Annotated in this window: 17 protein-coding genes; 6 read left to right on the plus strand and 11 right to left on the minus strand. The window is 38.0% G+C overall.

What is annotated here, in order from left to right; translation table 11 throughout:
• Positions 1–110 precede the first annotated feature (110 nt).
• The 11 genes from BUA76_RS05595 to BUA76_RS05645 all read right to left on the minus strand — a co-directional run bounded on the left by BUA76_RS05595 (position 111) and on the right by BUA76_RS05645 (position 14329).
• A complete protein-coding gene (locus BUA76_RS05595) occupies positions 111–2360 on the minus strand; it encodes a T9SS type B sorting domain-containing protein (RefSeq protein WP_072883826.1) in 2250 nt (749 codons plus the stop codon).
• Positions 2361–2523: 163 nt separating this feature from the next.
• The gene (rnhA, locus tag BUA76_RS05600; protein WP_072883827.1) at positions 2524–3000 is read right to left on the minus strand and encodes a ribonuclease HI; all 477 of its coding nucleotides are present in this window, start codon (positions 2998–3000) and stop codon (positions 2524–2526) included.
• 66 nt (positions 3001–3066) lie between these two features.
• A complete protein-coding gene (gene dnaB / locus BUA76_RS05605; protein ID WP_072883828.1) occupies positions 3067–4659 on the minus strand; it encodes a replicative DNA helicase in 1593 nt (530 codons plus the stop codon).
• A gap of 166 nt (positions 4660–4825) precedes the next feature.
• Positions 4826–7216 (minus strand): T9SS type B sorting domain-containing protein, encoded by a 2391-nt coding sequence (locus BUA76_RS05610; protein WP_072883829.1) that lies wholly within the window; start codon positions 7214–7216, stop codon positions 4826–4828.
• A gap of 83 nt (positions 7217–7299) precedes the next feature.
• The gene (locus BUA76_RS05615; RefSeq protein WP_072883830.1) at positions 7300–9369 is read right to left on the minus strand and encodes a T9SS type B sorting domain-containing protein; all 2070 of its coding nucleotides are present in this window, start codon (positions 9367–9369) and stop codon (positions 7300–7302) included.
• A 30-nt stretch (positions 9370–9399) separates the two neighbouring features.
• A complete protein-coding gene (locus BUA76_RS05620; protein WP_072883831.1) occupies positions 9400–10008 on the minus strand; it encodes a tetratricopeptide repeat protein in 609 nt (202 codons plus the stop codon).
• Between the two features lie 87 nt (positions 10009–10095).
• Positions 10096–11331 carry an MFS transporter gene (locus BUA76_RS05625; protein WP_072883832.1) on the minus strand — a complete coding sequence of 412 codons (1236 nt, stop codon included), beginning with the start codon at positions 11329–11331 and terminating at the stop codon, positions 10096–10098.
• A 93-nt stretch (positions 11332–11424) separates the two neighbouring features.
• On the minus strand, positions 11425–11790 hold the full coding sequence (locus BUA76_RS05630; protein WP_072883833.1) for a hypothetical protein: 366 nt from the start codon (positions 11788–11790) through the stop codon (positions 11425–11427).
• A gap of 69 nt (positions 11791–11859) precedes the next feature.
• Positions 11860–13359, minus strand: a complete 1500-nt coding sequence (locus BUA76_RS05635; protein ID WP_072883834.1) for a GH3 auxin-responsive promoter family protein — start codon at positions 13357–13359, stop codon at positions 11860–11862.
• Between the two features lie 126 nt (positions 13360–13485).
• Positions 13486–13740, minus strand: a complete 255-nt coding sequence (locus tag BUA76_RS05640) for a hypothetical protein (RefSeq protein ID WP_072884014.1) — start codon at positions 13738–13740, stop codon at positions 13486–13488.
• A 196-nt stretch (positions 13741–13936) separates the two neighbouring features.
• Positions 13937–14329: a hypothetical protein gene (locus tag BUA76_RS05645; RefSeq protein WP_072883835.1), complete on the minus strand. Its 393-nt coding sequence runs from the start codon at positions 14327–14329 to the stop codon at positions 13937–13939.
• Positions 14330–14567: 238 nt separating this feature from the next.
• Here BUA76_RS05645 and mfd point away from each other — a divergent pair, with 238 nt between their 5' ends.
• The 6 genes from mfd (at position 14568) to BUA76_RS05675 (ending at position 22427) form a co-directional block, all read left to right on the plus strand.
• Entirely contained in the window at positions 14568–17936 is a 3369-nt protein-coding gene (gene mfd, locus BUA76_RS05650) for a transcription-repair coupling factor (protein ID WP_072883836.1), read from the plus strand.
• Between the two features lie 91 nt (positions 17937–18027).
• On the plus strand, positions 18028–18843 hold the full coding sequence (locus BUA76_RS05655) for a hypothetical protein (RefSeq protein ID WP_072883837.1): 816 nt from the start codon (positions 18028–18030) through the stop codon (positions 18841–18843).
• A gap of 8 nt (positions 18844–18851) precedes the next feature.
• Positions 18852–19664 carry a hypothetical protein gene (locus BUA76_RS05660; protein WP_072883838.1) on the plus strand — a complete coding sequence of 271 codons (813 nt, stop codon included), beginning with the start codon at positions 18852–18854 and terminating at the stop codon, positions 19662–19664.
• A 3-nt stretch (positions 19665–19667) separates the two neighbouring features.
• Positions 19668–20411: a hypothetical protein gene (locus tag BUA76_RS05665; RefSeq protein WP_072883839.1), complete on the plus strand. Its 744-nt coding sequence runs from the start codon at positions 19668–19670 to the stop codon at positions 20409–20411.
• A 129-nt stretch (positions 20412–20540) separates the two neighbouring features.
• A complete protein-coding gene (locus BUA76_RS05670) occupies positions 20541–21392 on the plus strand; it encodes a hypothetical protein (protein ID WP_072883840.1) in 852 nt (283 codons plus the stop codon).
• 102 nt (positions 21393–21494) lie between these two features.
• Complete coding sequence (locus tag BUA76_RS05675) at positions 21495–22427, plus strand: hypothetical protein (RefSeq protein ID WP_072883841.1); 933 nt, start codon at positions 21495–21497, stop codon at positions 22425–22427.
• Positions 22428–22476 lie beyond the last annotated feature (49 nt).

Below are 22476 nucleotides of genomic sequence, written 5' to 3' on the forward strand. Positions count from 1 at the left end.
AGTGATTGGTTATTAATTATTGAGTTTTTAGTTGGTCATTTATGTTTTTGGTTTTTTAGTATCGATTAAAAAGATCACTCCGCAAACCGAAGTGATCTTAATGTAAATTATTATTCTCTGTTCTTTACCAATACCCAGCCATTGTAAGTAGTTTGCGTATTGTTTTTGTCATTTTCATTCCAGGTAATAGTGTACCAGTAGGTACCTGTGATTACTTTTTTACCGCCGGTTGTTCCGTCCCATTTATAATTTCTGATTTTGTCAGCTTGATAAAGCTTATTTCCGTATCTGTCAAAGATGGTGAAAACAAGATTTTTCTTATATGCAAGCGAAGAATAATCAATTACATCGTTTACATTATCACCGTTAGGAGTGATGGCGTTAATAAGATTCGGAACCGTAATCTGTATCTGAATCGGTGTGCAGTCATAAGCATCTTTTACGTATACTTTTACTTCACCTCTCGCGAGTCCTGTGAATACATTAGAATTCTGCCAGTTTACACCGTCAAGGGAATATTGATAAGGACCTTTTCCTCCTTTCACGTTTACGGTAATGGTATTGTTCATAATGTCGATCGTAGCAATAACGGGTTGAGGTGAAGGATTTACCCTTACCATCTGCTTGGTTATACATCTTCCCGTTTTTAGCTGTACCCAATACAAGCCTGGTGTAATATCCTGAATAGATGGTGTCGTGGCACCCGTGCTCCACAGGTAGGTATCAAATCCTGTTCCTGCATCCAATGTTGTTTTATCATCAATACAGATGGTTTGATCTTTCAGTATAGAAGAATAAACTGGAGGTAAAACTTTAAGTGTTATTTTAACAATCACAAAACAGCCGGCAAGATTGGTGATTCTTACATACACTGTAGACGATGTCGCAATATAATTGTTTGCCGGCACAATTTCATTGGTATCAGCAAGTGCATCAGTTTCGGTTTTATAATATTTTTTTGTAATGCCTGATGCTGAAGTTACATTTGCCTGTGTAAGATCGAATGATGCTGTTGCAGGGGCATTTTCTATAAAACATGATTCTATCGTGGCATCATTTGATACAATCGGTGGGAAAAATGCCAGCGTAATTGGTGCTGAACCCACACATCCTAACGGTGTGGTTACTTTTACATATACCGTGCCCGCTGCAGAGACATAATTTGCAGGATTTGAAATTTCAAGACCGGCAGTAAGGTCTGCTAATGTTTTATAGTATTTTTTTGTGGAACCTGCGGGTTCATTTACATTTGCTGAAGTAAGGTTAAAGGTTGCTGTTCCGGCGTTATTGTTATTACATGCAGTAAGCGTGGCCGGAGTTGCTGTAAATGGTGATAAATTGAGCTGTATTTTACCATCCGGATTATCACAGAGTAATCCTGAATTATCTTTAACCAATACCGAAACAGTGGTATTGGCACTGAACTGGTAATTCGTAGGGTTTGTAATGGGTGTCCCTGATACACTGTATGAGAAAGTATAGTTTGAAGGATTGGCTACAAACTGATTCTGGTAACTCGTTAAGTTCACCGTTCCCTGTCCTGTATTCGGGTTTGGACAGAATGTGTCGGTTACTGTTGTCTGATTAAGGGCTACTTTATCAATATAAACCTTTACATTTTTAATAGAATGTCTTGACCTGTTTCCTCCGGTGGATGCTGAAAATCCGAAATAACCCACCGTCATTGCCGCTGCTGTCCCTGATGGAGCAAAGGACTGATTACATATTTGATTTCCATCAATGGTAATTTTTACGATCCAGTTGGCAGGAGCTGCCGGATCTACCTGTGCGGTTACTTCAACATGCTTATAGGTTGTTCCCTGAAAAGGCAGAGTAGTGTTCATATCCGGTGAGTGAAAAGAACTTCCCGGAATGTTAAAAAATTCAACATTATTATTGTCGGTAGTATTGGCAACCTGTCCGTAGGCAACGTGCACTTTGCTCATTACGGCCGTAGTGGTGTTGTTGTAGGTGTCGAATCCTACGATAAATCCTACCGCATTCTGCGATACACCAAGTCCCGAACCTAAAACGCTGGCCACCGGTGGGTTGGCAAGATACCAGAAAGCGATGCCGTCTCCATTGGCAGTCTGGTTGGAATCCATTCTGAAATCAAAGTCCACGCGCCATTTATCACAGTATTTAAGGTTAATTGGATCGTTTAAGCGGATTGATCCGGACTGGTTATTGGTATCGGGAGTCAGTTGTACAAAATCTGTATTGACCACAGTGGGGGCTACCATCGTCCATCCTGTTGTATTCACGGGATTTCCTGTTAGCTGATAAGTTTGGGATAAAGCATATTTCGGAAAAAGAAGCAATGCATTTACCAATAAAAACAGGTAGATTTTTTTACTCATTTATTAGACACTTAGATTTAGACGTGTCAAAGATATTAAATCCTAACCAATAAATATATAATTAATGTTAATTTTACTGAAAATAATGGTTATTTTATAATAAATGATAAGTTATGTCAGTAAATACTGAAAGGTTTTAACTTGTATTTAGTTTGAATATAAATTAAAAAAGAGAATTCTTCTCCATGTTTTCAAAATAAGTGTCAATGGCTAAATCTGTTGATGCAGCAGCAGTTACAGCGAGTTTATCGCATAGTTCATTTTCAAAATGTCCGGCATGGCCTTTAATCCAGTGCAACTTTGGCCTATGCAGATTGTATAATACCACAAACCTTTGCCAAAGATCAGGATTTTTCACATTTTTCCAGCCTCTTTTGATCCATCCGGCAAGCCAGTTTTGATTGATGGCATCGGCAACATACTTGCTGTCAGTGTAAATATGGATATCGTTTTCGGGAGATTTTAGCTTTTCCAGAGCAGTAATCACGGCGAGAAGCTCCATCCTGTTATTGGTAGTTTTCCTGAAACCTTTTGAGAATGTTTTCTGGTAGTTTTTTTCGGGGACCCGCATGAGAATTCCATACCCGCCTTTTCCGGGATTTCCGCTGCATGCGCCGTCGGTGTATATTTCAATTCTCATATCAGATTGAGGCTGAGGCTAAGATTTAGTTTAAAAAAATCAAGAATGATCTAACCTTTAATTATTTTAAAAAGGGAAATCATCATCATCATCAAAATCATTCATCGAAGATCCCGATACCTGGGAATTGTTCGGAAGATCAAAGGCTGCTCCGGGCTGGATGGTTGTTTTAATTTTATCAAAACCACTGGTCTCGCTAGGTCCAAAATTAGATGGATATCCGCCACCCATTCCTCCGTCGAAAGCGGCTTCAATATCCCCGAATTTTGCAAAATGTTTCAGGAAGGATAAACGAACATCTGCCGTTGCACCGTTTCTGTGTTTTGCAATAATAAGCTCAGCCTGATTTTCCGTTGAGGTTTCCTGGCCTTCTTCATCATTATCCCAAACCGTAATCTTGTAATATTCCGGCCTGAAGATAAAGGATACAATATCTGCATCCTGCTCAATTGCTCCGGATTCCCTAAGGTCGGAAAGCTGAGGTCTTTTTCCGGGACGTGTTTCCACACTACGTGAAAGCTGTGAAAGGGCAATCACAGGAACGTTGAGTTCTTTTGCTATGGCTTTTAGTGATCTTGAAATCATGGAAATTTCCTGCTCCCGGTTTCCGGTTCCTTTTCCACCGCCACCGGCTGTCATCAGCTGAAGATAATCGACCATGATGAGTCTTACACCATGCTGCATTACAAGTCTTCGGCATTTTGCTCGGAAATCGAAGATAGAAAGGGAAGGGGTTTCATCAATATACAAAGGTGCATTTTCCAATTCTGATACGTTGGAAAAAAGCCTCTGCCATTCTTCATCGTCCAGCGTTCCTTTTCTTAATTTTTCAGATGAAATTCTTGTTTCGGAGGCAATCATTCTGGTGATAAGCTGTACGGAAGCCATCTCCAGGGAAAACAATGCCATTGGAATTTTGTGTCCTACGGCGATATTTCTTGCCATGGAAAGTAGAAATGCCGTTTTTCCCATCGCGGGACGTGCCGCAATAATGATAAGGTCGGAATTCTGCCATCCTCCGGTTTCTTTATCCACATCACGGAATCCTGAAGGAACTCCGGAAAGTCCTTCTTTGTCTTTTAAAGATTTGATGGTATCAATAGCCTGCTTTACCAATGAATTGGCAGTGTCGAATCCTTTCTTAATGGTTCCGTTGGTGATTTCGAAAAATGACTGTTCGGCTTTATCCAGCAATTCAAAAACATCGGTTGATTCTTTATAGGCGGCGTCAATAACGTTGGCCGATACATTAATTAAGCTTCGTAAAATATATTTTTCGAGAATAACACGAACGTGGTATTCAATGTGAGCCGATGAGCTAACGCCCATGGTAAGGTCAATGATATAGCTGTCTCCTCCGGCGAGATTCAGTCTGCCATCTTTCTTCAGATCCTGGATGATGGTCATTAAGTCAACCGGCTGGTTTCCTTCATACAGTTTTAAAATGGTAGAAAAAATTACCTGATGTCTCGGATCATAAAAAACTTCGGGGGTCAGTAAGTCAATAGAATGGTCCAGACCCTTTTTGTCAATTAAAAAGGTTCCGATCACCAGCCTTTCGAAATCCAGAGCGTTTGGCGGCATTTTTCCGTCAGCAATGGAGAGTTCTTTTGCAAAGTTTCCGTTCGTCAATGAAGATAATGTTTCTTTCTGCGCCATAGTTCTGCAAAGATAGTTTTTTTGAAAAGCAATTAAAAAATAGTATTCAACAATTTATGAACACAACATTGTTAAAATATAATGATAATGAGGTTTTGTGTTGATGTGCATAAAAAAATCACCCCTTAACAGAGGTGATTTAAATATGTGATTATTAAATGATTAATTAATCGATGTTTTTTACCAATACCCAGCCGCTGTATTTGGTTTCGGTATTGTTTTTATCATTTTCAGTCCATGTTATGGTGTACCAGTACGTACCGGTTACAATTTTCTTACCGTTGGAAGTTCCGTCCCATGTATAGTTTCTGATTTTATCGGCACGGTAGAGCATGTTTCCGTATCTGTCATACACGGTGAAAACTACATTTTTCTTATAAGACAATGCTGAATAGTCTATATAATCATTTTTGTTGTCTCCATTCGGTGTAATGGCATTAATCAGATTAGGAACCGTTACCTGAACACTGATCGGATTACAATCGTAAGAATCTTTTACGTATACTTTGTTCTCTCCTCTCGGTAGCCCGGTGAATACGTTTGAGTCCTGCCATTTTACGCCATCAAGTGAGTATTGATAAGGACCTTTTCCTCCGTTTACTGTTACGGTAAATGAATCATTTGTAATTTCTATATTGGTAATAACCGGCTGTACGGAAGCGCTTACTTTTACAGGTTGTAATGTCCAGCATTTTCCTGTTTTTAATTTAACCCAGTAAATACCTGCGGACACATCGGAAATGGATTGTGTGGTAGCACCTGTGCTCCATTCATAGGCATCAAAGCCAGGGCCTGCATCTAACGTGGTTTTATCCTCTATACAGATGATCTTATCTTTAAGAACGGTAGATGTTACCGGAGGTAAAACTTTCAGATTGATTTTTGCAATAGCGTAGCAATTCGTGTCATTGATTACTCTTACATATACAACGCTTGTTGTTGCAATATAAGCTGCAGGGTTTAATATTTCATTTGTTCCTGCTATAGCATCCGATTCTGTTTTAAAATATTTTTTGGAAGTTCCTGTCTGAGATGTTACTACTGCTTGTGTTAAATCAAACGAAGCTGTTGTCACATTTGTGGCTATATAACATTCTTCAATAGAGGCATCATTCACTACAACAACAGGATTGAATTGTAAAGCAATCTGATTATATCCTGTACATCCCTGTGGCGTTCTTACTCTTACATATACTGTTTTTGGAGCAACAGAGGTGTATGCCGAAGGGGTTGTTATTTCATTGGTTCCTGCATTGAGGTCTGCAAGAGTAGGATAGTATTTTTTGGTTACATTCGTTGAAGTAGGATAAGAATTTGCAGTTGTCAAATTAAAAACTCCGGTTCCTGCATTATTGTTATTACAAGCTTTTACCGTAGTAGGAACTACGTCAAGAGCAGGTAAGAATTGCAGTGTTATCTGGGCAGTTCCCACACATCCTTCTGAAGTGGTAACTTTTACGAATACTGTTTTCGGAGCAGCAGACGAATAGGCAGAAGCGTTAGTAATTTCATTGGTTCCTGCATTCAGATCGGCCATGGTAGGATAATACTTTTTAGTAACATTGGTAGGGCCGTAGACAGGAGCAGAATTTAAATCAAAGTACCCGATGCCGGTATTATCAAAATTACATGAAGAAATCGTTGCATCCTGTACTACAATATTACCTGACCTGAATTTGAATTTACCAACCTGGAAACATCCGTTTATAGGATTGTTCGGGTTTGCCGGATCGGTATATTTTAATCTGTAATAATAAATTGTCGTTGCATTCACCATAATAGGTGTTGTAATTGGTGCATTTCCTGTGATGGCATCATTACTTGTTAAATGGTAAGATACCGTAAAGTTCGGGTTACCGTTGATGATCCCTGTTGATAGTGTACTGAAATCAAACATCGTAGGCAGAGCACACTTTAAAATTTCATTCGGATCGGCAGGATTTGCAGCCGGCGAACCTGGTGCAATGAACGGATTCGGTGTTAATGCAGGGTCTGTAAATGCAGAAGTAAGGGTGGCCGTTCCTCCCCAGGTTAAAGAAAATCCTAAAGAATTATGACTGAAGTTATCTACCAATAAAACATAAGTTTGTCCGGCAGTTACATTCATCGGTGGATTATAGCCTGCATTCGGTGCATTTGGCGGGTTGGCCGATAATCCGGTTGGATTTGGCCAGGTTCCCGTCATTCCTGCATAATTACAGGTAACGGGCGTTCCTAAGTTTCCGCATGTAGGGCTTGGTCCCCATACTGCCCAGTCGTAATCGGCTGAGTTTCCCGGTGCGGTAGCAGGAAGGGTTAAATCCACATTAGGTGTTATTTCGAAAGTGAGTGTGCCCGAAGTTGCTACTGTGAAGCTGTACCATACAGAGTAGTGTTCTCCACCTTTTAGGCAAAGCCAGTCCGGGGCTGGGTTGGGGATATCAGTAACTGTTCCGGGGCCCGTAGGATCATAGGAAATATTTGAATTTCCACATACAGGAATAGCAGTAATACAATCCGACTGTGAAAAAAATAATTGTGAGAAAAATAAAACAATCAGCAATAGTACTTTCTTCATTAGAAATTGATTTTATAATTTATAATTTATTACATGTGAAAAAAACCGCTTAAGAAAGCGGTTTTTCTTTATTATTTATTACTTTATTCTCTATTTTTCACCATTACCCATCCGGAGAATTTGAATGGTGTATTCTTCTTGTCATTTTCATTCCATGTTACGGTGTACCAATAAGTTCCGGTAGGTACTTTCTTGCCACCTGTGGTTCCGTCCCATTTATATCCGTTGAATTTATCGGCCTGGCCTACTTTTACGCCGTATCTGTCAAAAATACTTAGTATCAGATTTTGCTTGCTTGCCAATGCAGAATAATCAATTACATCATTCACGCCGTCTCCGTTAGGAGTAATAACATTTACAAGATTCGGGACCACTACAGTGATTACAATAGGATCACAGTCATACCCGTCTTTTACATATACTGAATTATCTCCTCTTGGAATATTTGTAAAAATGTTAGAATCCTGCCAGTTGATTCCGTCAAGAGAATATTTGTAAGGTGCGGTTCCACCTACAACATTCACGGTTACGCTATTATTGGCAATATCAATACCGGAGATGACAGGTTGGTCAGAAGGATATACTTTTACGGTTTGTCTTGTAACACAATCTCCTGTTTTCAGTTCTACCCAATAAGTACCTACGGTTACATTATTGATGGTCTGTGTGGTAGCACCCGTGCTCCATTTGTATCCTGTAAATCCTGGGCCTGCATCCAGTGTTGTTGTATCTTCTATACAAATAATCTTATCATCCAGCGTATTTGAATATACCGGTGGCAGAACAACAAGGTTTACTTTAGCAACTCCATAACATCCGTTTCCATCCGTTACTTTTATAAATACCACGCCGTTTGGAGAGATATAGGTACCCGGATTGGCAATCTGGTTGGTTCCTGCTACCGCATCAGCCATAGATGGATAATACGTTTTGATTCCTGTTTGTGTAGTAACCGGTGCTACGGTAAGATCGAATGAAGCTGTAGCCGGATTTGTTTCGATGAAACAGGATCTAAGCGTTGCTTCTGTTACCGTTACTACCGGGAAGAAAGCTAATGTAATTATTGCAGTTGCCTTACAGCCAAATGGTGAAGTCAGCAATACATAAACGTTACCGCCAGCAGAAACATATTGATAAGGATTGGTAATTTCGTTGGTTCCTGCATTAAGATCAGCCAATGTCGGATAATATTTTCGGGTCACGGTAGGATCAGCATTAACGTTCGCTGTTGTAAGATCAAAAACAGCAGTACCTTGATTATTATTGTTGCACTTTGTTAATGTTACATTGGTTCCGGTTATCGCTTTTTGTATAAATTTAAATTTACCGGGAATTCTACATCTGTTGATTGCGGTAGCCGGAGCGCCAGGCTCCGTATAGGTAATTGCATAATAATAAGTATCTGTTGTATTTACCGTAATAGGTGCTATAATCGGATTATTTCCTGAGATTGCATCATTTTGAGTATAATAATACGATACGTTAAAGTTAGGATTGTTGTTCACGATACCAGCAGTAAGGGTTGTAAAATCAAATACAGCAGGATTTGAACATACAATAACTTCTCTTGGAGAGTTCGGTGTAGGTCCAGGGGTTCCAGGTTCTATGAAAGGATGCGGCTGAAATGCGCTGTTAAATGGTGAAACCAGCGTAGCAGTCCCTCCCCAGGACAATACGAAACCGTTTGCACTTGATGAGAAGTTGTCTACAATCAGATAATAGGTTTGTCCGGCTACTACGTTCATAACAGAACAAAAAGGAGAGCCTCCTGCTCCTGCCGTCGTATTGGTTGCCGTTGTATTAAGTCCCGTAGGTCCGTCTGCTGCGGAATAATTACATCTGATAGGTCCTCCTAAATTTCCACAAGTAACATTGGGCCCATATACAGCCCAGTCATAATCGTCAGTAAAATTATTTGGATCAATAACAAAAGTTAATGTCCCGGAAGTAGCAATGGTAAACGTGTACCAAATGGAGAAGTGTTCGGTACCTAAACATCCGCCAAGTGTTTCCATGACGTTTCCAGGTCCCGTTGGTGTAAAAGATATCGGAGTGTTTCCGCAAACCTGTACGTTTCCGCCGCAATCTGAACTGGATTGTGCGAAAATGGTCTGGGAAATTAAAATTAAAAAAATATATAGAGCTTTTTTCATTTTAGTCGTTTTAAAGTTTGCAATGCAAGATTAATTCATGGATGGAATCAGTGCTCTGCCCCATGTTGCTGAGCCAGAAGAAGCATTATTTTCAAATGCTTTCAATGCGTTCTGAAACTGTTTTTCGGCGTTTGCTTTATTACCGGATCTTTCCTGAAATTTGGCTTTCAATAGAGCCAGCCTGGGATTGTTCTGTGCATTGGGTTCAGCTTTAGTAATGAATTGCGAAGCCGCTTCCAGGTCGTTTTTAGCATCTGTCCCACCGATCTGGGATCTCTGAAGCGCAATCAGCCCCAGCAGTATATCTGCTTCTGCATTATTCTGCTTGTCTGAATAAGCTGCTTTTCCATATTTTCTGGCAAGAGCATTGGTTTCAGAAACATCTTGGGAAGGAGCTTTTTTAAGCTGCAGTTCTGCTTTTAAATACATGGCAACCGCCGCATAATAATATGCTTCCCATTTTTCCGTGGGTTTTGTAGAAGTGTACCTGGAGAGCTTTTGAAAAGCATTGTCAAAATCGTTTTCTGTTTTAGCATTATTTATCTGCGAAACAGTTTGTTTGAAGTCTTTTTCGGTATAGTTCTGAGCATTTAGGCAAAAACCAATTACCAAAAAACAAATAAGTAGAGTTTTTTTCATGTAAGGGAATTTTATCACAAATATAAAAAATTATTAAATTTAAATTAAAGTTTTTAAAATTAATTTAATAAATTGATCCTTATTGTTTTAATATTGCATTTTTCTCAATTTTTTATTCGTGGTTCCTACAGTTAAAGCAACTAGAACGGTCATTGTTCCGCCAAACACCACAGAGCGCACAACTCCTAGCATTTTTGCCATCAGCCCGCTTTCAAATTGTCCCATTTCATTACTAGACATAATGAAAATTGAATTCACACTAAGCACCCTTCCTCTTATATTATCCGGGGTTTTCAGCTGTACAATAGTTCCTCTGATCACAACGGAAATGCCATCCAGCATTCCGCTTATCATTAAAAAGAAAAAAGAAAGCCAGTATAATCTTGATAATCCGAAACCGATAATGCACAATCCGAATCCCGTAACTACTGCCAGCAGAATTTTACCCTGATTCTTTCTGAGCGGAACTACGGACAAAATGGTAATGATGCACATAGAACCAATGTCCGAAGCTGCATTCAGCAGGCCGAAACCTTCAGCACCTACTTTAAGAATGTCGGTAGCGTACACCGGTATCATGGCAACGGCGCCACCAAAGAGCACGGCAAACATATCAAGACAAAGAGCGCCAAGAATTTCTTTTGTTTTTAATATATAAGAAATTCCTTCCTTCATACTTTCTATAACGTTAATATTCTCTTTTTTGTATTCGGAATGTTGTTTATTTAGCTGGAAAAAAAATAATGATGCCAACAGGATGAGTGAAATAATTACAACCAAAGTCCATTTTACTCCAAAATAGCCAATCAGAAATCCTCCTGCTGCATGACCGCAAACAGAGGAAATAAGGAATGTTGCCTGATTTAAAGTAACGGCGTTCGGAAGATTGTCTTTTTTTACAATTTTAGGAATCATAGATGGTACGATAGGTCCTATAAAAGCTCTTGCAATACCGGTGAAAAAAATTACACTATAGATGAAATAAGTAATCTGATGTCCTGTAAAATGCATTTCTACATTAAAAAAGGCAGGAATCAATAACAGACCGATTAAAAAAATATAAGCATAATTGCAAATCAATAATAATCTTTTCTTTTCATTCATATCAATCACATGACCGGCGTAAAGTGCGCAGCTTACTGCGGGAATTACTTCCGAGAGGCCAATAAGACCAATTGAAAAAGGATCTTTTGTTAGTTGATATACCCACCATCCCAATAAAGTGGCAAGCATTCTGAAGGCAAGAACAATAAAAAATCTTCCCGTAAGAAGGTTTCTGAACTCAACATTTTTCAATGTCTGTAACGGGGTAAAAGAAATCATTCCACAAAAATAGCCTCAAATATGGATTTAAGGCTATGGATACGGTAAATTTTTAAATGAAAAATTGTATGACTCCTAAAAGATAAAATCTATTTAGTTGTCTGCACGTGATGCGCTGATTACTAAAGCTGCAACACCAGCGGCTCCGATAATTGAAGCTCCTATCACTGTTTTTGCTTTTCTGCTGTCTCTCACTGCAGCTACATTAGCCTTCGGTATTGTTACAACTGTACTGTCTTTTTTGCCGGCAGTTCCAATGATATTATCTCCTTCTACATTTCGGAATAATATTTTTTGATTTTCTGAACCGTCTCTCATCATTACAGTATACGTTCTTCCTGCTTCCAGATTAGAATAATCATTTTTAGCAGTATCCATACTATATTTTGTGGTTGCACAAGATGAAATTACAAATAACGACGTTAATAAAGATGATTTTAAAAGTACAGATGCTTTCATTATTATTTTTTAGTTTTCCAAATTTATAATTTTTTTCGAATATATGTTTCCGGAATTGAAAAAATGTGCTTAAAGTTTATATATTTTCAATAAATCTGCAATTTTTCTGTCATTGGCAAGTCGCGGGATTTTGTTTTGCCCGCCCAGTTTTCCCTGTGATTTTGCATATTCCTGAAAAGCGTTTTTCTTTAAAACTGCAATACAAAGCTTCTGAAGAATATTTCCTGAAATAAGGTCATCATAATAGGTGTTGCGTTTCCTGAGTTGATTGTCTAGTTCATCCCGGAACAGCTCAAGGTTTTCAGGTTGTTTTTCAAATTCAATAAACCATTCATGATAAGGGAGGTCTTGTTCAGGATTCACCTGCGGGGCAAGATGGAATTCAGTAATCTGTGCAGGATATTTTTCTAAGGTGGCTTTCATCGCTTCTTCTACTTCAAATGCGATGACATGTTCTCCAAAAGCAGACGTGAAATGTTTCGTTCTGCCGCTTACCACTATCCGGTGCGGATTTTTTCCGGTAAATCTCACGACATCACCTATGGAATATGCCCATAATCCTGAATTTGTGGTTAAAATCAAAGCATAATCTTTATTCAACTCAATATCTTTTAAGGTAAGTCTTGTGGCATCCGGCTTACCATATTCTTCCAGCGGGACAAATTCGTAGAATATTCCATGATCCGTCAGAAGTAATAATCCTTCTTTTGTATAATCATCCTGAAAGGCAAAAAAACCTTCAGAAGCCGGAAATGTCTGTACAATATCTACCTTTCCTCCTAAAAGCTCTTCCATCTTGTCACGGTAAGGTTCGTAATTGACTCCTCCGGTTACAATCAGCTGAAGATTAGGAAAGATTTGTTTGATTTTTTTACCATGCTTTTCGATAAGTTTTTCGAAATACATAATGAGCCATGGCGGAATTCCGGAAATCAGAGTCATATTTTCCTTTTCCGTTTCTTCTACAATCTTGTCAACCTTGGCTTCCCAGTCTTCCATGATATTGGTTTCCCAGCTTGGGAGTCTGTTTTTTTGCAGGTATTTAGGGATATGGTGGGCTACAATTCCTGAAAGACGGCCGGTTTTAATCCCGAAAACTTCTTCAAGCTCAGGGCTTCCCTGAAGAAAGATCATTTTGCCATTTACAAAATCAGCATTATTTTTCTTAGCGATGTAATGAAAAAGAGCGCTTTGGGCACCTTTCACCTGAAACGGCATTCCCTCTTTTGAAATAGGGATGTATTTTGACCCTGAAGTTGTACCGGATGTCTTTGCGAAATATACAGGAACATCAGTCCAAAGGATATTTGCCTGCCCTTTTTTTACTCTTTCAATATAAGGTTTTAGATCTTCGTAATCCGAAATTTTCACCTTATCCTGAAAATCTTTTACAGAACTGATGGTTTCAAAATTATGTTCTCTTCCGAAAAGTGTTTTTTTTGCAGTATCAACAAGGGAAAGTAATAATTTCTCCTGGTTTTGTTCAGCATTTTTTTTGAATTCTTCAGCTTTGTGCACATGTTTTTTTGCCCACAGTAACGCGATATTTTTCTTAAGGAAGTTTACCATTCTTCAAATTTATAAATAACTGAAGAATCTTTGAAACTTTATGAGCAATATCCAACAAAAAACCGATGAATGAGTGGTCATCGGTTCTCGAAATTTGATTATGAAAATAACAACTATTGTTGAGTATTACTTGTTTTCTTTGTACCTCTTATCCGGGGTGCCGTCTTTTTTCATTTTTTTGTTTTCCTTATAACGTTTGTCCGGCGTTCCGTCCTTTTTCATTTTCGCGGCAGCCGGAGCTGCTTCAGCTTTGGCTGATGTAGCCGTTGCTGCAGGTTTTGCTGTTTTGTGATGATTGGCAGCAGTTGCCGGAGCAGTTTGCTGAGCGGTTGCAAGGCCAAGTCCAAGTGCGATTGACATTGCGGATAAGAATTTTTTCATAAGAATTTTTTTTCTTGTTTCTTGAATCAAAGGTAGATAAAATTCTAACTGAAAAAACTCAATTCCAGAACCTTAACTAAAGTTTATCACAGCTTAAAAAAATATTAAACACACTTTCAGGTAACCCTATTGTAAAATAAAACCTGCTTCCCTTTAAAAAGAAAAGCAGGTCCTAACATAATGTATGAAAAGTTGGTTATCGGGTACAGTTAGCTGTCCACGATTTCCCGTCCTTTAAATATAGTATTCTAAGTTCGTTATTATCGATTCTGATGTAAGATGTTGCTGTAGATCCTACCATTACCAAGGTGTTGTCTCCCTGTTGGTTAAATTCTACCCCGTTAAGATCAGGAATTCCGTTTGAGAAAGCGAAGTTGTATTTGGTTCCGCTTGCAATTTTGGTTACGAATACACTTCCGTCATTCGAGCTGATGTTGTTGTCTCCGTCTGTATAGCCTACGCTACCCTTGTAAGTTCCTGCAAAAAAGTCATTGTTGGCAGGATCGTCATCGTCGCTGCATGATGTAATTGTCGTGACTACAAAAAATAGTAAAACGAACATTCCTAAAATTCTGATTGCTTTTTTCATAATAATATTTCTTTTAATTTTGGTAGTCTTGAATTTCCAAACAATGTGCCATTTAGAGAATGATTATTTATTTTAACTTTTTGTTTGAAAGTTTAATAAAAAATTAAGATTTTAAGCTTAAAACAGTGAGTTTATAAAGAATTGGCCTGATTCTGGAATGGAAATAAGTCGTATCTTTGTAAAGATCAAACGGTTTCGGAAAACTCCCGAAATCGCTTTTGTCGTTTATACTTTTTTTATGCAATTAAAAACCATTAATGAAAAATTCCTTCCGGATCTCCTTCAGAAGGAATTTGGGAAAGAAATTTTCATACAACTGGAAAAACACCAACATATATCCGTAAAAGGCAGTGCAGGATCCGCCGTTTCCATATTGGTAGCCGAACTTTTTCTCACCCGTAAAAAGAATATTCTTTATATCGTTGATGATAAAGAAGATGCACTGTATGCCAATACAGAGATGGAAGACCTTCTGGGAAAAGATAAGGTGCTGTACTTTCCGGCAACTCATCTTGAGCCTTATCAGGTGGAGAAAACCCAAAATGCAAATCTTGTTTTAAGAACAGAAGCTATTAATAAAATGACTTCGGGGAAATCTCCGAAAGTAATTGTAGCCTACGCTGGAGCGCTTTCGGAAAAGGTGCTGAAAAAGGAGGATTTTAAAGCTATTTCCCATCATATAAAAGTGGGTGATCAGCTTGATTTTGATTTTGTGGATGAACTTCTGAATCATTATAATTTTCAGCAGACTGATTTTGTTTCGGAGCCGGGAGAATTTTCCGTAAGAGGAGGGATTGTAGATGTTTTCTCTTTCTCCAATGAAAAGCCTTACCGTATTACCTTTTTCGGAAATGAAATTGAAGGCATCAAAACGTTCGATATCGAAACACAGCTTTCTGTAGATAAAGTTGAGGATTTTCAGTTGGTTTCCAATATGAATTTTACGGTTACCGGAACCCGGGTTTCTCTTCTTCAGCTCTTGCCACAGGAAAGTATGGTGGTTTCCAAAAACGGGATTATCGGAATGCAGAAACTCAAAACATTCTACGAGAAGGCACTGGAAAAATATGATAATTTAAATAAAGATATCGCTCACAGAACGCCTCAGGAACTTTTTATCTCCGATCAGGAATTTTTATTTGATTATAAAAAATTTAATACGGTAGATTTTGGAGGTGCTTCCATTGAAGGTCTTATTGATCTAAAGGAAATTAAAATATATCAGATTCCGCAGCCATCGTTTCATAAAAATTTTGAATTGCTGATAGAAGATCTTGAAGAAAAACAAAGTAACGGTTTTGATACCTGGATTTCATTTACGGGAGAAAAGCAGAAAGAAAGGCTTGAATCTATATTTGAAGAACTGGAGCATGAGCTTCCTTTCAAAAGCTTTAAATCTGAACTCCACGAAGGATTTGTAGATCATGATCATAAATTGCTGGTATATACGGATCATCAGATTTTCGACCGTTATCAGCGGTACAAGGCAAAAAATACATTTGCAAAATCAGAACAGCTAACCCTGAAAGATTTAATGTCTCTGAAAATAGGAGATTATATTGCCCATATTGACCACGGTATAGGAAAGTTTATGGGGCTGGTAAAGGTAAATAATGACGGTAAGATTCAGGAATGTTTTAAACTTACTTATAAAAATGGGGATCTCTTATATGTAAGTATTCATTCGCTTCACAAAATTTCAAAATACAATGGTCCTGAAGGACGTGAAGTGGTTTTGAGTAAGCTCGGATCGCCAACCTGGAAATCTTTAAAACAGAAAACAAAAGCAAAAGTAAAGCAGATTGCTTTTGACCTTATAAAACTCTATGCTCAAAGAAAAACGGCAAAGGGTTTTGCTTACAGCCCGGATTCATATCTGCAAAATGAACTGGAAGCGAGCTTTATATATGAAGATACGCCGGATCAGGAGAAAGCTACCATTGATGTGAAAAAAGATATGGAGGCAGATACGGTAATGGACAGGCTGGTTTGCGGGGATGTAGGTTTCGGAAAAACGGAAGTGGCAATCAGAGCAGCATTTAAAGCGGCAACAGATGGAAAACAGGTTGCTGTATTGGTTCCAACCACCATTCTGGCTTTTCAGCATTACAGAAGTTTTAAAGAAAGACTTAAGGATTTTCCTGTGAATGTATCTTACATTAACCGTTTCAGAACGGCCAAGCAAAAATCCGAGACTCTGGAGGCGCTTAAAAACGGGAAAGTTGATATCGTTATCGGAACGCATCAGCTGGCGGGCAGTTCCGTCAAGTTTAAAGATCTGGGATTGCTGATTATTGATGAAGAACATAAATTCGGAGTTTCCGTAAAAGATAAATTGAAAACGCTTAAAAGCAATGTTGATACGCTTACGCTTACGGCTACACCTATTCCGAGAACATTACAGTTTTCAATAATGGCGGCAAGAGATCTTTCGGTAATCAAGACGCCGCCTCCGAACAGGCAGCCTGTGGAAACACAATTGGTAGGCTTTAATGAAGAAATAATCCGGGATGCTGTTTCATATGAGCTCCAGCGTGACGGACAGGTGTATTTTATCAATAACAGAGTTGAAAACCTGAAAGAAATTGCAGGATTAATACAGCGTCTTGTGCCGGATGCAAGGGTGATTACGGGACATGGACAGATGGAAGGGAAGCAGCTTGAGAAAAACGTCCTCGACTTTATGGAAGGAAAGTATGATGTGCTGGTTTCTACAACGATTGTTGAAAGTGGAGTGGATGTTCCTAATGCGAATACTATTTTCATTAATGATGCACAGCGTTTCGGTATGGCAGATTTGCATCAGATGAGAGGGAGAGTAGGACGAAGCAACAGAAAAGCATTCTGTTACCTCATTACACCGCCTTATGATATGATGACTTCCGATGCCAGAAAAAGGCTGGAAGCCATCGAGCAGTTTTCTGATTTGGGAAGCGGTTTCCAGATTGCTATGAAAGATCTTGAAATCCGTGGTGCAGGAGATTTATTAGGAGCTGAACAAAGTGGATTTATTAATGAGATGGGCTTTGAAACCTATCAAAAGCTGATGCAGGAAGCACTGGAGGAACTGAAAGATGACCAGGAATTTGAAAATTTATTCGAAAACGAGGAAGAAAGAAACAAGCTCTTTAAAACAACAAAAGATATTAATATTGATACGGATCTTGAGCTGATGCTGCCAGATTCCTACATTTCCAATACGGAAGAAAGATTACTGCTCTACCAGAAGCTCGCCGATATTGATAACGAAAAAAGCCTTGAGCAATTTGAATCTGAATTGAAAGACCGCTTCGGTAATCTGCCTGAAGAAGCAAAGAACTTACTTAAAAGTGTCAGTTTAAAATGGCTTGCCTCGGAAATCGGTTTCGAGAAAATTGTTATGAAAAACGGGATATTTCTGGGATATTTCCCGGGTAATCCTCAGGATAAGTTTTATCAGACGGAAAAATTCAGACATATCATCAGCTACCTTACGCAAAACCCGGCAGAAGCACAATTGAAAGAGAAAACCGGAAAAGAAGGCAACCAGCTGATGATGCGTAAAGATAAAATCAGGAATGTTGATGAGGTAAATTCTCTTTTAATATCTATGCTTAAAGCTTATTAAACCAAGGAAAGTGATAAATTTTATATAGTTTATTTTTTATATTTTTTTTAAAGTATATCAACTCGGTGTGATTTTTTTTATATTTGTATCTATGAAGAAAAATAGACACAAATGTATAGCCGGGTTGTTTTTTTATATGACATTCAATGCACAGGTTGGTATTAAAACAAATAATCCAAATGCTACGCTGGATGTTAACGGAACAGCTTCATTAAGGAAAGAACTCAGAGTTGGTGGCACTGCGACTCAGGTGGGCAATGCCGGACTTAATGGCCAGGTTTTGGTTTCTCAGGGCGAGGGCCTGCCTCCGGTTTGGAAATCTTTGAATGTATCCTTTGTGGAGGAAGGACAATATAAATTAATCAATTCCTATTTGTCAACAGATCAGGTGGGTATAACAAGTCTTTCTGCCAACGTTGCTGCTGATGGGATATATCAAAGCAATATAGGAGATGATATTACAGATATTACCAAAGGCAAATGGGTCAAAATTGCAGCTCATGAAAGTAACTTTGTTATTAAAAACAGTAAAAATAAGCTGAATTACCAATTTCAGACCGGAGTAGAATTGAGAGCGCCGGCTGCAACAACCCCGCAGAATATTACTTTTACATGTGGTGTTTTCAGAAACGGAAAATTGGTAGCAGTAAGACCTGACAAAATTTCTTCGAATAATAATAGCGCCAAACTAGGATTTCAGGATTATATCTTTACACTTAACTACACGGAACAGGATGTTCCCGCAGGTAATCAGAAAATAGAAATAGCCTGTCGTAAGATAGATTCTTCCAGTCTGACTACTGAATTCACAATAGGTAGGAATATTTCTAATAGCAATACAATTTCCAATGCCTTTACTCTAGAATCTGTATTTAAATTAGATATCATTGAATTTGTAACTTACTAAATATAATTATGAAAAAACTATTAGTAATATTATTATCAGTAACCCAAATTTATCTTTGTGCTCAGGTGGGGATCAATACAAGTTCTCCCAAATCTATTCTTGATGTAAACGGAGATATGAATCTAAGAGGAAAATTATCGGTATTGAATACCAGCAACAATCAGATCACTACGGGGATTAATGATCAGATACTTGTTTCTCAGGGGGAAGGATATCCTCCTGTCTGGAAAACTCTACGTATCCCAGATTATGAGCAGAATAAGTTTTATCTTATTTTCAGCAGCTCATTTGCAGACAGGACGGGAGTAAAATTTACTTCTTCGGAAGAATCGTCGAATGCTGCAACAATATCCACCACACTTGTAAAAAATGCAAACATCAGTTCATTAAATTTGTTCAGAAAAATTTCATCATTATCTCAGCCTTTTACTTTATATAGTGCTACAAGTAAAATGTATTTTCAGTTTGAAACCGTAGTGCAGGCAGATTTCCCTTCAAATGGGAATCCGGATATTGCCATAGATTATGCTTGCGGAATTTTTGTTGACGATAAATTGGTTAATTTAAGACAAAGAAATATTAAAGCAAGCTCCGGAACAAATACGTTTATTACTCACAATCAGATAGGTATAGCAGAAAATCTTTCAAAAGGTAACCATACGGTAAGCGTAGCCTGTGCGAGATTGAAATCCTACAATTCTACGGCGACCCTTGGAATAGGAATTAATGTAGCCTCCAATATTGACAGCTTTATCGCCCAATCATCTCTTAAAGTGGATGCTTATGAAGTTCCCGAAGTATTTAATCCAGTAACAAACTAAATCATGAAGAAAATATTTATCATTCTAATTTCGCTATTTTCATGTGGCACATATGCGCAGGTGGGTATAAATACGGCTACTCCGGTGGGTACCTTGGATATTAACGGAGATCTAAACGTACGAAATGAGTTGAGAATAGGGGGAACAAATACTGTAAAAGGAAATGCAGGCACAGCAGGGATGATTTTTCATAATAGTTCCGATCTTACTGTAAACGACTGGAAAAATATAAAAGTTGCTGACGGACAAGGCAGCATGTCTATTTTCTTCATCAATACTTTAATAGATCAATCTGGGGCAACATTTAGCGGATCCAACGGAGCTACCATTCCGTATGCGGAAGACTCTGCAATTGATAATACATGGATTGTATTATCCGGAACACAGGATACCTTTTCAATCAGTAAACCTACTAACAAAGTGGTCTTTTCATTTCAGACAACCGCACAAAAAACAGGAAATGGTAATTCTTCATCAGGATTTGCTTGTGGTGTTTTTCTGGATGATAAACTAAAGGCTGTAAGAACAGATGTAGTGCTGGGTGCGGATGGGAGTTATAAAATTTTCAATCTGAATGCAACACTCACTAATATTGTTCCTAAAAATAATTATTCAGTAAAAGTAGCGTGTACAAAAAGAAATCTAAATTCAGGAACGCTGGGAATAGGTTTTCCAGTTAATACTTCTTTTCTTAATGCTGCAATGGCACAATCTGTCTTTACAACTTCAGTATTACAACCTTATTAGATGTGTGAAATATTATATTAAATCTAAAAAAAATAGTGTTTTTAGATTTTTATTTTAATATTTATCTCAAAATTTAGTTTTTCGATCAAAGAAATCAATTATATTTGAGAGCTTTAAAATTAATAACGTATGATAAAGAAATACTTCATTTCATCTCTTGCTCTTTTGGCATTAAGTTTTTCTGTTTCCTGTGATAATACTACAGAAGATCCTCCTAACCAAAATAATAATAATTCGGGCGGAACAACCATTACAGGGCCAAGAATTTTAAGCAAAATTACAAACGGAAATATTGACCAGGAAGAGTATGTTACGAATGCAGGAATTCTTTCGCAAGCTTTTATCAGAGATGCAGGCAGCAACAATACCATTACTGCTACGGTTACTTATTCCGGCGACAAGATTTCGAAAATCAAATATCTGGATAATGTAACGCCTCATGTTATTAATCATCTTTATACACTCTCATATACCGGAGATAAATTATCTGAAATATCAATGGATCAAACATTGGTTTCTTCCTCAAATCACAGTGACTTCACAATTTATTATGATGCAAACGGACAGTTATACAGAATTGTAGAAAAGAAAAAAATGGGAGGCAGTTCCAATTATACCCATTATGTGGAAAATAAATTTACTTTCGCTGCAGGTAATGTAGCAAAGCTTGATTATACAACCATGCTCATGAATGGAGGCAATCCGGATCCTTCAACCTCAACTACCGTGTCATATGCTTATGATAACTATGATAACAAAATAAATCCCTATACCACTTTACCGAAAGAATATTTCATGATAACGGGTACTTTATTCCCGATTAACTTTAATGCATTATCATCTAATAATACCGGAAAAATTACTTTAGTCAGTTCGGGTGCGCCGCAAACCACAGTGCCGAAATCTTACCTGTATGATTCTCAGAATTATCCGGTTTCAGATCCCGGGCAGGTTATTAAATATGTATATAAAGCTTTATAACTATATTTTATCTTTATTAGTTTTGTTTGAAAAGGAATAAAAATATGATTTTTATTCAAAAAAAAACTATATTTGTGAAAAAATAAATAATCCCACCTTGGAATGAAAAGACTTTTTTATTTTGTTTTGCTTTTAGTAGGTATTTCTGCAGTTCATTCTTGTAAAGATCTGGCAGATGAAGACGGAAATCCGCTGCTGGATATTAACAATAATACCGGACTTATCGGTGCACGTGCACTTTACAGAGAAATTACAGATGCTGATACACTGGCTACATATCATTATAATGGCCTCCAATTGTCCAGAGTGGATACAAGAAAGGCTTCCGTAACAAATGTACAGTATAGTGGGGATAAGATAAGCAGGATAACCTTTAGAGGTTTTCTTGATGCTGATAATAATGGTACACCTGATGCAGACAGTACTTCATATGAACAACAGTTCACTTATGGCAATACGGGAAGACTGGAAATTATTTCCGAAACACGTTCCGTATACAACAGAACAGCGCCGGTTCCGCCATCAACAACTCCGGGGCCTTGGACGATTCTTAGAAAATCAAAAACCCTTTATAACCTTACATACAATTCTACAACTTCAAAGCTTGCTAAGATTGTTATGCAGACAGGGAACGAAACAATAGGTGTTCCTTTTGCGTACAGTAATTTTTCTGAAACAACCTATGAATATTCAGGGGATAATGTAACTAAAGTAATAAGAGGTTACGGACCTATCGCAGGAGGTGTATTCGGTGCAGTAAATACAAAATATGGCTATGAGTACTCCAATTATGATGCCCAGATCAATCCATTTACGTTACTGCCGATGGCTTATAAAATTTCCAGATTATTATCTACTGAGCAAAATGACATGGAAAGCTGGATTCTTTCTCCAAACAGCCCTAAAAGAAAATCTGTATCTGATCTGATGCAGCCGGTACCGGTACCAGTAGTTGTATCTACAGATTACAATTATGACGCCCAAACGTATATGCGAAAAGGATATGGCATAAACTACATTTACAAACCGCTATAAGAATAATCTTCACATAATATTAAACTCAATCTATTACAGATTGAGTTTT

Source organism: Chryseobacterium takakiae, assembly GCF_900129385.1.
Taxonomy (GTDB): Bacteria; Bacteroidota; Bacteroidia; order Flavobacteriales; family Weeksellaceae; genus Chryseobacterium; species Chryseobacterium takakiae.